Origin of the sequence: Burkholderia sp. AU15512 (assembly GCF_002223325.1) — a bacterium.
Lineage (GTDB): Bacteria > Pseudomonadota > Gammaproteobacteria > Burkholderiales > Burkholderiaceae > Burkholderia.
In genome coordinates this window covers 2,087,537-2,099,451 of record NZ_NKEX01000003.1, presented here as the reverse complement: position 1 = coordinate 2,099,451, position 11,915 = coordinate 2,087,537, and the positions used below count along the sequence as shown (strand labels likewise).

Genomic DNA, 11,915 nt, shown 5'->3' with positions numbered 1-11,915 from the left:
GCGTGCGGGTCGAACACCATCAACGAGGGGCCGCGCAGGGCGGCCCGGCATTGCCGCCGGCACAACGGCGGTTCCAGCAGAAGAGGTTCAGATGATCAATTTGTCGAAAGGCGGTCGCGTCAACCTGTCGAAGGAAGCGCCCGGCACGCAGAAGTTCCGCATCGGTCTCGGTTGGGATGCGAACGCGACGGACACGGGTACGGACTTCGATCTCGACGTGTCGGTGTTCCTGTGCAAGTACGACGCGCAGAGCAATCCGAAGCTGATCTCGGATCAGCACTTCGTGTTCTACAACAGCGAAGTGCGCACGATGGAGCGCAAGGACACCTTCATCCAGCCGGGCGACGATTTCCCGAAGCGCGGGATGCCTGCGTCGAAGTGCCTGGGTGTCGTGCATAGCGGCGACAATCGCACGGGCAGCGGCGACGGCGACGACGAGGTGATCTTCATCGACATGACGAAGTTGGCCGCGGACATCGAGGAAATCTCGGTGGTCGTGACGATCGACCAGGCTGAAGCGCGCCGCCAGAATTTCGGCCAGGTGCGCAACAGCTACATCCAGATCGCCGACGAAGTGTCGGGCGCGGTGATCGCGAAGTACGCGCTCGAGGAAGACTTCTCGATGGAGACGTCGGTGCAGGTCGGCAGCTTCTATCGCCGCGATGGCCACTTCATGTTCAAGGCGGTCGGCGCCGGCTACAACCGTGGCCTGGGCGACTTCGTGCGCGCGTACGGCGGCGCGGTCTGACTGGCGGCAGCCCGGCCGGCGGGATACCGCCGCGCCGGGCAGGAAGCAGCGATGACGAATCCGTCCGACGAGCCGAAGCGGCTCGAGTTCGATACGACGCCCGAGCGCACGCCCGGGCGTCTTGCGTTCGACGCGCCGCCCGCGGCCGCGGCGCCGGTTGCGCGCGGGCCCGAGCGGCCTGCGCCGCAGGCGCTCGACTTCGGGCCGGCGCCCGCGTCCGGCAAGACCGTGCGAACGGCGCCGGCCGAGGCGGTCGGCCGTGCGGTGTTCGGCGAATCGAACCATCCGCAGCTCGAAGCGTGCTTCCGCGCCGCGCAGGCCAGCTTCCCGAATCTCTATCCCGACTACGCGCCGCGCATCGAGCGGCACATCCGGCAACTGGTGCCGCTCAAGCTCGCGACGATCGCGACGATCGGTGACGGCGCGCTGGAGGCGGCGGGCAACCTCGTCGAAGCCGTGGCGGCCACGACGCGCGAATTCAACGAACTCGGCGCGGCCGACATGATGGCCGGCATGCTCGCGCAGGCGACACGCAAGGCCGGCATGTTCGAACGCTGGTTCGGCGCGGCGACAGGCCATGTCGACTATCGCGCGGCGATCGGGGCGCTGAAGCAGTCGCTCGGCTTCTTCCCGCGGCGCACCGAGGACCTGGCTGCGAAGGTCCGCCATGCGGAAGAAAACCTCGTGGTCGTGCTCGCGGCGCTGAGCGCGGTGTCGGACGTCGTGCGTGCGCCGGACGACGCGGGTGTCGAGCGCACGCTGTTCGACCGCCGTAACATCGTCGGGCAGGCGGTGCAGCAGATCCGCATGCAACCCGCGCAATTGCGCGGGCTCGACGAGCGCGTGACCGATCTGCTGTCGCGCGCCGATCACCTGATGAACGTCGTGCTGCCGGCGGCGTTGGCGGCGCGGCCGCAGCGCTGAGAGCACACGGCGCGACGGGCACGAACGCGTGCGCTGCGGCGCGCGTGTTCGCTGCGCAGGCCACGTCGCGTCACGCCATTTCACGTGCGCTGGCCCGAGTCTGCTATCTTCCCGGGCATCTCATCGCTTTCCCGCCGATTCTCCATGACTGACCGCATCGTTGCCGCATTCGATTTCGACGGCACCATCACGACGACCGACAGCTTTCGCCATTTCGTCCGCTATGCGGTCGGCACGCCGCGCTTCGCGTGGGCCGGACTGCGCGCGCTGCCGTGGATCATTGCGATGAAGGCCGGGCTGCTGTCGCGTGGCGATGCGAAAGCGAAATTCGCGTCGTTCGCGTTCGGGCCGGTGCGCGAGGATACGCTCGATGCACAGGCGCGCACGTTCGTCGACACCTATCTGCCGAACCTCGTGCGCCCAGAAATGCTCGAACGCATCCGCGAGCATCGGGCACGCGGGCACGAAGTCGTGCTGGTGAGCGCGTCGCCGTCGCTGTATCTGGAGAAGTGGGCGAAGACGGCCGGCTTCGATGCGGTGCTCGCGACGCGGCTGGCGTTCGAGCGCGGCGCCTTCGCCGGTCGGCTCGACGGCGAGAACTGCTGGGGGCCGCAGAAGGTCGTGCGGCTGCGCGGGTGGTGGGGCGACCGGCCGCCGAAACAATTGTTCGCGTATGGCGACAGCCGCGGCGACAAGGAAATGGCCGAACTCGCGAACTGGTCGTGGATCCGCGGGCAAGGGCCGATGCCGCCGATCGGCGGTTGAGGCGGTGCGTTACGCGTCGGCCTGAGCCTGGCGCGCAGCGCGCGCCGGACGATAGCCGCCCCAGCGATTCGCCCGCGCGAACGTGCCGACGTCGTTGAAGCGCACGCCGACTTCACGCAGCGCCGCATGCGCGGTGCGTGCGGTCAGCTGACGGATGTAGAACGGGTCGCGCACCACGAAGTGATGGATCGCGTGCGTGCTGCCGAAGTTGAAGCAGAACAGCTGGAACGGCAGCATCCACCACGGGTTGAGCACCTGCGTCTGCTGGATCACGTTGCGCGAGTCGATATCGCCGAAGTAATGCATGTTCGAGCTGACGAAGTTGATGCAGAAGCTGCGCACGAAGTTCGGCCCGAGCCACACCACGGCCAGGAAATCGACGACGCTCATCGTGCGCTCGACGACGGCCGGCACCTTCACCGCGTAGCCGAACGCGTGCAGCGCGAACAGGCCGACGTGATAGACGATGAACGCGTGCCACAGCACGTAATACACGTGACCGACCGGCATGTACGACGACACCTGCTCGACGCGCAACTGCAGGCGCTCGGACGGATCCTGCACCGGCTGCGCGGCCACGTACTGCTTCACCTTGCGGCGCATCGCGGTGGGCCGCAGCACGACGGCGAGCATGCCGTCCGCGATCATCAGCAGGCGCTTCACGCCCCAGCGCTCGCCGTTCGTGATGCCGTATTCTTCGAGATCCGATTCGCCGCCCGACACCTTGTGGTGATGCAGGTGCATGCGCCGCCGCGTCCACGGGTTGATCGTGCCGGGCCGCGTGAGCCAGCACAGCGCCATCATCAGGTGATAGGCCCACGGTGTCTTCTTGAAGTACATCAGGTGGATCAGGTCGTGCTCGAGCTCGTGGATCAGCGACGTGACGAATGCGGCGAGCGGCAGCGCGACGTACCACGCGATCGCGCCGCGCGCGTACAGCCATGCGATCGCGAGCATCGTGCTCACGGAGACGGCCATCACGGTCGCGCCGACGAGGTTCTGGTTGTCGAGCAGCGGAAAGCGCACGCGGATCGCGTCGCTCGCGGCGTTGACCTCGCGGCGGACGTACGCGACCTTGTCCGCGTCGTGGCGAAAGGCGGTTCGTGCGGGTTGGCTCATCGACCGGGATTCCTGCGGAAAGGGTGGGGCGCAATGCCGATGTGACAAGCATAGGCGCGCACCGGACCGCACGCGAGGGCCGCCGGTGCCAATGGTGGTGTCATTTCGGGCCACGTTGGCCGGCCGGCGCGGCTAGAGTCACGCCCCGGTGTCATTGCGGGCCAGCGACGCTACAATCCGCCGAAACCGCTCCGGAGTCCGCCGCATGGTCCTGTCCGTCCCGGATGCCGCGCGCCAGCTGAACAAGGCGACGGTGTCGTCCGCGTATGCGCTGTTCATGCTGATGCTGGCCGAGGAGCGCGGCATCGACGGCGGCCGCCTGCTGGCCGGCTCGGGCGTCGAGCGCGACCGGCTCGCGCAGCCCGATGCGCGCATCACGCCGCTGCAGCAGGCGGCGATCGTGTTCAACCTGCTCGACGCGACGGACGACCCGTCGATCGCGATCGAGATCGGGCTGCGCAGCAGCCTGACGAAAGCGGGACTGATCGGCTTCGGGCTGATGAGCTGCGCGACGCTCGGCGAGGCGATCGCGCTCGGCATCCGCTACCTGCCGACGCGCGTGCCGTTCTTTTCGGTGCGGCTCGCGCAACTCGACGGAATCGTCGACATCGACGTGCTCGAGGCGTTTCCGCTCGGCCGGCTGCGGCAGTTCGCGGTCGAGAACTTCCTGGTCGAGACGGCGATCCTGTTCAACTCGCTGCTGCATCCGGTGCCGGGGCGCACGCTGCAGTCGCGTGCCGAACTCCATTTCGAATGGCCGGAGCCGCCGTGGTTCGAGCGTTATCGCGTGCGGCTGCCGCGCTGTCATTTCGACGCGAGCGCGAACCGCATCCGCTGCGATGCCGCGTTGCTCGACGAGCCGATCGGCACCGCGAACGCGCACACCGCGCAGATGATCGTGCAGCAGTGCGAGGCCGAGCTCGCGCGGCTCGGCTATGCGGAAAGCATCGTCGAGCGCGTGCGCAACCTGCTGATCTGCGGCGAAGGCGGCTATCCGTCGGTCGACGACGTCGCGCGCGAGCTGCATGTGTCGGCGCGCACGCTCAAGCGCAAGCTCGCCGAGTACGGCGCGACCTATTCGACGCTGCTCGACGAGATCCGGTTGCGCGACGCGCTGCGGTTGCTCGAAGGCACGCGGCTGCCGGTCGACGAGATCGCCGCGCGCGTCGGCTATACGGATCGCGCCAATTTCACGCGCGCGTTCAAGCGCTGGACGGGCGTCGCGCCGAGCGAGCGGCGCTGAACGCGGTTATGCACCGGCCTGCGTGGCAGGCCTGCCGCGTCATGCGCCGCGTATCACTGTTTCAGACGATCGCGACCCAGTTCGCCCCGCGTCCGCCCGGCACGCGTGCGTGCGGCGACAGTGCGCCGTCGTCCGGCGCGATCGCATACACCGACACGAATTCAGACTGTTCACCGCAGGCGACGAGCCAGCACCCCGACGGGTCGATCGCGAACCCGCGCGGCTGCGTTTCGGTGGCGGTCGCGTGCGCGGGTTCGAACGTGCCGTCGTCGTTACGGCGATAGCAGAGCAGGCGGCTCGACGTGCGTTCGCTCACGTAGGCGAAACGCTCGTCGGGCGTCAGGTGCAGGTCGGCGGCCCAGACGGACGGTTCGGTGGGCGCGGGCGGCCGCGCATGGCCTTGCGCGAGTTCGGCGACGGCCGGATGGCGCGCGCTCACCCGCGCATCGCCGAGCCGGCCGGTGTCGGGGTCGCGCGCGAACGTCGCAAGCCTGGCCTGGAATTCGCTGACGACGACGAGCGTGCGGCCGTCATCCGCGAATTGCAGGTGACGCGGGCCGAACCCGGCCGGCACGCGCGTTTCGCCATGTTCGAGCGCGCGCAGGCCGGCCGCGTCCTCGACGAGCGCGAAGCTGAACACGCGATCCGAGCCGAGCGAGCTGACGTACGCGAAGCGGTTGTCCGGCGACACGATCACCGCGTGCGCGTTCGCGATGCCGCCCGTGACCTGCAGCGGCGTGCCGTCGCCGTCGCGCACGCGCGCGGCGTCGTAGAGGCTCAGCGAATTCCCGCCGTACGACGCGCCGAGCAGCCAGCGGCCGCTGCAGTCGAGCGACAGGTACGCATGGCTCGCGTCGATCGCGGTGGTGCCGATGCGCACGAGCGCGCCGGTGGCTGGCACGACGCGGAACGCGACGATCGTCGGCTGTTCGCCGCGCGTCGCGACGTAGAGCCGCGCACGGTCGGCCGGCACGGCGATCGGCATCGCGACGTCGGCCGCGGGATAACGGGTGAGCGGCACAAGCGTGCCGTCGGCCGCGAGCGAGAGGGTGGCGAGGTCGCCGTCGGCGGCATTCGAGACGACGACGGTCAGGCGGTCAGTGTTCGGCATGGCGGAGCATCGAGGCGTTCGTGAAGGACGCGTCGGCCGGCAGGCCGCGCGGCGGATCGCTGCGCCGGTGCGTGCGCGCGAACAGCGCGGCGACCGCGGCGACGAGCGAAGCGATCGCGAGCGCATACAGCCCGCCCGTGATCGAACCCGTATGTTGCTTCAGATAGCCGAACGCCGTCGGTGCGACGAAGCCGCCGAGGTTGCCGACCGAGTTGATCAGCGCGATCACGGCCGCGGCCACGCGCGTGTCGAGATAGCCCTGCGGGATCGGCCAGAACAGCGACGAGGCGGCCTTGAAGCCGAGCGCGGCGAAGCAGATCGACGCGAACGACCATACCGGGTCGTGCGACGTCGACGCGAACAGCCCGCATGCGGCGAGCACCAGCGCGACCGCGAGCCAGCGCTGCGGATGCTTCCATTTCGACGACAGCACCGCGAAGCCGTACATCGCGCCGATCGCGATCATCCACGGAATCGTGTTGTACAGGCCGACCTGGAAATCGGTGAGCCCGCCCATCTTGCGGATGATCGTCGGCAGCCAGAACGTGGCCGCGTAGATCGTCAGCTGGATCGAGAAATACAGGAAGCAGAACAGCATGATCTGCGGGTCGCGCAGCAGCGCGGTGGCGCGTACCGGCACGTTCGAGCGGACGTCGCGCGTCGCGCGCTCGTCGTCGAGCGCGTTCTGCAGCGCCGTGCGTTCTTCGACCGTGAGCCACGTCGCGTCGCGGATGTGCGATTTCAGCAGCAGCCAGCTCGCGCCGCACAGCGCGACCGAGAACAGCCCTTCGATCAGGAACATCCATTGCCAGCCTGCGAGGCCGAAACCGCGGATCGACAGCAGCGCGCCGGTAACGGGCCCGGACAGCACCGACGCGAACGCGGAGCCGCCGAGGAAGATCGCCATCGCCTTGCCGCGCTCCTGCGGCGGCAGCCATTGCGACAGGTACAGCACGACGCCGGGGAAGAAGCCGGCCTCGGCCGCGCCGAGCAGGAAGCGCAGCGCGTAGAACGACGTGTCGTTCCACACGAACGCCATCGCGGCCGCGACGATGCCCCACGTCGCCATGATCCGTGCCAGCCAGATGCGTGCGCCGTAGCGCTGCATCAGCAGGTTCGACGGCACCTCGAACAGCGCGTAGCCGACGAAGAACAGCCCGGCGCCGAGGCCGTACGCGGCCGCGCCGATGCCGATCGACGCCTCGAGGTGGCGATCGACGAAGCCGACGTTCACGCGGTCGATGTAGTTCGCGATGAACATGATCAGCACGAGCGGCAGCACGTGCCACTTCACTTTCGAGACGGCGGACGCGAGCGGGTCGCGTCCGGGCAGGGCGGGCGAGGGCGGGTTCAAGCGTGTCTCCGGTCGGGCGGCGGCGGACGGGGCGGTGGCCCGCGTCGGCATCCGGGTGGCGGTCTGTGTAGTATGTCGTCGTATGACATGGTACGCCTGAGTGTCGATGAAGACGTCGCGGGTTTACCCGAAAATTACTCAGATATTGGGGAATTTCGTGAGGTGTGTTGGTTGGTTGTTCATGTCTGATGACGTATGACATGAGACGGGCAGGTGCCGATTGCTGCGTCTTCCGTCGCGGGCCGCACTGCGCGCGCGGGGGCATCGGCCGGGCAGCCCGTCCGGGAGCTGCCGGCGCCGCGACTACGCCATCGACACGACGCTGTTGAGCAGCGTCTTCACGAGCACGGCCTGCCGCGTCGCGCCCGTCTTCGCGAAGATGCCGCGCAGGTGCGCACGCGCGGTGTTCTTCGTGATGCCGGTCGCGGCGGCCGCTTCGTCGAGCGTCAGCCCGTCGACGAGCAGCAGTGCGATTTCGGTTTCCATCGGCGTGAGCCGGAACAGCCGGTGCAGCATGTCGCGCGACGTCTGCGGCGACGACGCGGGATCGCGGACGAACACGGCGACGGCTGGCCGGTGCTGGCGGTCCTCGGCGCCGCGGTAGGGCGCGAGCGGGCGCAGCAGCACGCTCAACGGCATCGCACCGCCGGGGCGCGACAGCGTGGTGGCTTCGATGCGCGCGAGTGCGCCCGCGCGGAAATGCTCGAGCGCGGCCTGCAGCGCCTTCTGCAGCCGGCGTTCGTCGAGCGGGCACGATGCGTGGAGCCGTTCCTGGCGCACGCACAGCCCGTCCTGCTGCTCGATCAGCAGCTCGGCGATGCGGTTGCGCTTGATCACGCGGCCGTCCTCGTCGACGATCGCGGTGCCGACATCGAGCCGGTCGACGGTGCCCGCATACAGCGCGCGTTCGGCATCGAGCACGTCGAACGCCGCGTGCAGCTCGACCGCCCGCTGCAGGTGCGGCAGCAGCGTCGCGACCTGCGCGCGCTCGGTGGCGTCGAAATCGCGGCTGCCGTGCGCGCGGCTCACGAAGAACGCACACTCGACACCACGTTCGCCGCGCAGGTTCGCGCCGAGGATGTAGCGCAGGTCGAGCGGCTGCAGGTACTGCCGGTAGAAATCGTGCGCGCGCCACGCGGTTTCGCCGAACAGCCGGTCGGCCGTGAAGACCTGGCCGGGCGGCTGGTCGAGAAACGGGCACAGCGCGTAGAACTGCTCGCTGTACGACGGCTCGCCGGGCAGCAGCGGGCCATGCGCCGACGCGTTGATGATGAGCCCGTGCCGTGCTCCGCCGGGGTTGCGCAGCACCAGCGTCGTGAAGCGCGCGTCGAGCCGCGCGCGGACCGCTTCGAGGAAGCCGGCCCACGGGGTGGGCTCCGACGGGCCCTGATAGACGAGCCCGAGCCACGCGCTGAGTTCGCGCGCCGTCCACGCCGCGTCGTCGAAGCCGTCGTGCGCGGCCGGGTCGCCGGGCGCCAGCGCGATGGGCATGCTCGTGTTCTCCTTGGTCGGGATGAAGGGTTCCCGGACCAGCATACCGGCCGGCTGGCGGCCCGCGTCACCCGAACGGAGTAGACGCCGCGGGCAAGCGGGCAAGCGGGCGGGCGTCGGGCCGCCCGCCCGAGGCACTTACGCCGCGCGCTCGCGCAGCAGGTACGCGACGATGCGGTCGGCCGCTTCTTCCGGCGACTCGGTGATCGTGTCGACGCGCAGTTCGGGCTGGGCGGGTGGTTCGTATGGCGAATCGATGCCCGTGAAGTGCTTCAGCTCGCCGCGCCGCGCCTTCTTGTACAGGCCCTTCGGATCGCGCTCCTCGGCCACCGCGAGCGGCGTGTCGACGAATACTTCGACGAACTCGTCGGGGCCGGCCATCGCGCGCGCCATGTCGCGCTCCGCGCGGAACGGCGAGATGAACGACACGAGCGTGATGAGCCCCGCGTCGAGCATCAGCCGCGCGACTTCGGCGACGCGCCGGATGTTCTCCACGCGATCGGCCTCGGTGAAGCCGAGATCGCGATTGAGCCCGTGCCGCACGTTGTCGCCGTCGAGCAGGTACGTGTGCTTGCCGAGCGCGTGCAACCGCTTCTCGACGAGATTCGCGATCGTCGACTTGCCGGCGCCCGACAGGCCCGTCAGCCACACGATGCGCGGCGTCTGCGCCTTTTGCGCGGCACGCGCGGCGCGGTCGACGTCGACGGCCTGCCAGTGCACGTTGTGCGCGCGGCGCAGCGCGAAGTGCAGCATCCCGGCGCCGACCGTGTCGTTGGTGACGCGGTCGATCACGATGAAGCCGCCCGTGTGGCGGTTGCGGTCGTATGGGTCGAACGCGACCGGCCGGTCGAGGCTCAGGTTGCACACGCCGATCTCGTTGAGCGCGAGCGTGCGCGCCGCGAGATGCTCGCGCGTGTTCACGTCGATCTTGTACTTCGGCTTCGCGCAGGTCGCGCCGGCCGTCTGCGTGCCGAGCTTCACGAGATACGGGCGGCCGGGCAGCAGCGGCGCGTCGTGCATCCACACGAGCGTCGCCTCGAACTGGTCGGCCACTTCAGGCGGCGCGTCCGCGCGCGCGATCATGTCGCCGCGGCTGATGTCGATCTCGTCGGCGAGCGTGAGCGTCACCGCGTCGCCGGCGCGCGCGAGGTCGCTTTCGCCGCGTTGCGTGATCACCGACGCGACGCGGCTCTCCTTGCCGGACGGCAGCACGCGCACGCGCTCGCCGACGCGGATCTCGCCCGATGCGATGCTGCCCGCGTAACCGCGGAAGTTCAGGTGCGGGCGGTTGACCCACTGCACCGGCAGCCGGAACGGCTCGTCGCTGGTCACGCGCGCGGCGAGCGGCAGCGTGTCGAGATGCTGCATCAGCGTCGGGCCCGCGTACCACGGCATCCGCGCGCTCGGTGCGATCACGTTGTCGCCGCGCAGCGCCGACATCGGGATGCTGACGATCTCCGCCAGCCCGAGCTCGGCCGCGAACGCGCGATAGTCGGCGTCGATGCGCTCGAACACGGCGCGGTCGTAGTCGACGAGATCCATCTTGTTGATCGCGAGCACCACGCGCCTGATGCCGATCAGTGCGACGAGATGACTGTGGCGGCGCGTCTGCGTGAGCATCCCCTTGCGCGCATCGATCAGGATCACGGCGAGATCGGCGGTCGACGCGCCGGTGATCATGTTGCGCGTGTACTGCTCGTGGCCGGGCGTGTCGGCGACGATGAACTTGCGTCGCGCGGTCGCGAAGAAGCGGTACGCGACGTCGATCGTGATCCCTTGCTCGCGCTCGGCCGACAGGCCGTCGACGAGCAGTGCGAAATCGAGTTCGCCGCCCTGCGTGCCGACCGTCCTCGAATCGGCCTCGAGCTGCGTGAGCTGGTCGTCGAACAGCATGTTCGATTCGTAGAGCAGGCGGCCGATCAGCGTGCTCTTGCCGTCGTCGACGCTGCCGCACGTGATGAAGCGCAGCAGGTCCTGGGTGGGCGCATGCGCTTCGCCGGAAGCGCGTGAATCGGGTGCGTGGCGCGCGAGCGTGTCGGGCGCGGTGAGAACGTGTGCCATCAGAAATATCCCTCCTGTTTCTTCTTTTCCATCGAACCGGCCGAATCGCTGTCGATCAGTCGTCCTTGCCGTTCCGACGTGCGCGTCTCGCGCATCTCCCGCAGGATGTCGTCGAGCGACGTCGCGTCGCTGTCGATCGCGCCCGTCAACGGATAGCAGCCGAGCGTGCGAAAGCGCACCTTGCGCATCCGCGGCACTTCGCCGTCGCGCAGCGGCAGGCGTTCGTCGTCGACCATGATCAGCGCGCCGTCGCGTTCGACCACGGGCCGTTCCTTCGCGAAGTAGAGCGGCACGATCGGGATGTCGCGAAGCTGGATGTACTGCCAGATGTCGAGCTCGGTCCAGTTCGAGATCGGGAACACGCGCAGGCTTTCGCCCTTGCGCTTGCGCGCGTTGTACAGCGACCAGAGCTCGGGGCGCTGGCGCTTCGGGTCCCAGCGATGCTGTTCCGAGCGCAGCGACACGATGCGCTCCTTTGCGCGCGACTTCTCCTCGTCGCGGCGCGCGCCGCCGAACGCGGCGTCGAAGCCGTAATGATTGAGCGCCTGCTTGAGCCCCTGCGTCTTCCACACGTCGGTGTGCACGGCCGAGCCGTGCGTGAACGGATCGATGCCGTTCGCGATGCCTTCAGGGTTGATGTGCACGCGCAGGTCGAGGCCGAGGCGCGCGGCCGTCTCGTCGCGAAACGCGATCATCTCGCGGAATTTCCAGGTCGTATCGACGTGCAGCAACGGAAAGGGCGGCTTCGCCGGGTAGAACGCCTTCATCGCGAGATGCAGCATGACCGAGCTGTCCTTGCCGATCGAATACAGCATCACCGGGTTCTCGCTCTCGGCGACCACCTCGCGCATGATGTGGATGCTTTCGGCCTCCAGCCGCTCCAAGTGGGTCAACATCGTTCGTCTCCTTGTTTCATGCCGGCGCCGCGCGACATGTGCGGCGTTTCGTGCATGACACCGACGGTATCGGGCGAGCGGCATGCCGCTCTTCGTCCGGGTGGACTAAATCGCGGCACGGCGGTGGAGCGGATCTTTCCTTAGTCCACCCGGACGAAGTGGCGCGCGACGGCGACGCTTAAGGTGAGCGCTCGACCATCGGC

Annotated in this window: 10 protein-coding genes; 4 read left to right on the top strand and 6 right to left on the bottom strand. The window is 68.6% G+C overall.

Translation table 11 applies throughout. The annotated features are described in order from the left end of the window. Positions 1–91: 91 nt before the first annotated feature. The 3 genes from CFB43_RS12345 to CFB43_RS12335 all read left to right on the top strand — a co-directional run bounded on the left by CFB43_RS12345 (position 92) and on the right by CFB43_RS12335 (position 2,437). Complete coding sequence (locus CFB43_RS12345) at positions 92–748, top strand: TerD family protein (protein WP_089425818.1); 657 nt, start codon at positions 92–94, stop codon at positions 746–748. 51 nt (positions 749–799) lie between these two features. Beyond that, positions 800–1,672, top strand: a complete 873-nt coding sequence (locus CFB43_RS12340) for a hypothetical protein (protein ID WP_089495208.1) — start codon at positions 800–802, stop codon at positions 1,670–1,672. 144 nt (positions 1,673–1,816) lie between these two features. Next, positions 1,817–2,437: an HAD family hydrolase gene (locus CFB43_RS12335; RefSeq protein WP_089495207.1), complete on the top strand. Its 621-nt coding sequence runs from the start codon at positions 1,817–1,819 to the stop codon at positions 2,435–2,437. Positions 2,438–2,446: 9 nt separating this feature from the next. On the opposite strand, the gene CFB43_RS12330 is transcribed toward CFB43_RS12335, so the two are convergent. Continuing rightward, the gene (locus CFB43_RS12330) at positions 2,447–3,556 is read right to left on the bottom strand and encodes a fatty acid desaturase (RefSeq protein WP_089495206.1); all 1,110 of its coding nucleotides are present in this window, start codon (positions 3,554–3,556) and stop codon (positions 2,447–2,449) included. A gap of 205 nt (positions 3,557–3,761) precedes the next feature. Between CFB43_RS12330 and CFB43_RS12325 the strand changes: the two genes are divergently transcribed. After that, positions 3,762–4,799, top strand: coding sequence for an AraC family transcriptional regulator (locus CFB43_RS12325; protein WP_089495205.1), 1,038 nt, complete (start codon positions 3,762–3,764; stop codon positions 4,797–4,799). 61 nt (positions 4,800–4,860) lie between these two features. Here CFB43_RS12325 and CFB43_RS12320 read toward each other — a convergent pair whose 3' ends face one another. The 5 genes from CFB43_RS12320 to cysD all read right to left on the bottom strand — a co-directional run bounded on the left by CFB43_RS12320 (position 4,861) and on the right by cysD (position 11,796). Beyond that, positions 4,861–5,910: a lactonase family protein gene (locus CFB43_RS12320; RefSeq protein ID WP_089495204.1), complete on the bottom strand. Its 1,050-nt coding sequence runs from the start codon at positions 5,908–5,910 to the stop codon at positions 4,861–4,863. Continuing rightward, entirely contained in the window at positions 5,897–7,264 is a 1,368-nt protein-coding gene (locus CFB43_RS12315; protein ID WP_089495203.1) for an MFS transporter, read from the bottom strand. The genes CFB43_RS12320 and CFB43_RS12315 overlap by 14 nt, the downstream gene beginning before the upstream one ends. 303 nt (positions 7,265–7,567) lie before the next feature. Continuing rightward, positions 7,568–8,755: a helix-turn-helix transcriptional regulator gene (locus CFB43_RS12305; RefSeq protein ID WP_089495201.1), complete on the bottom strand. Its 1,188-nt coding sequence runs from the start codon at positions 8,753–8,755 to the stop codon at positions 7,568–7,570. Between the two features lie 138 nt (positions 8,756–8,893). Continuing rightward, positions 8,894–10,816 (bottom strand): sulfate adenylyltransferase subunit CysN, encoded by a 1,923-nt coding sequence (gene cysN / locus CFB43_RS12300; protein WP_089495200.1) that lies wholly within the window; start codon positions 10,814–10,816, stop codon positions 8,894–8,896. Then, complete coding sequence (gene cysD, locus CFB43_RS12295) at positions 10,816–11,796, bottom strand: sulfate adenylyltransferase subunit CysD (RefSeq protein WP_256989979.1); 981 nt, start codon at positions 11,794–11,796, stop codon at positions 10,816–10,818. The genes cysN and cysD overlap by 1 nt, the downstream gene beginning before the upstream one ends. Between the last annotated feature and the right edge of the window lie 119 nt (positions 11,797–11,915).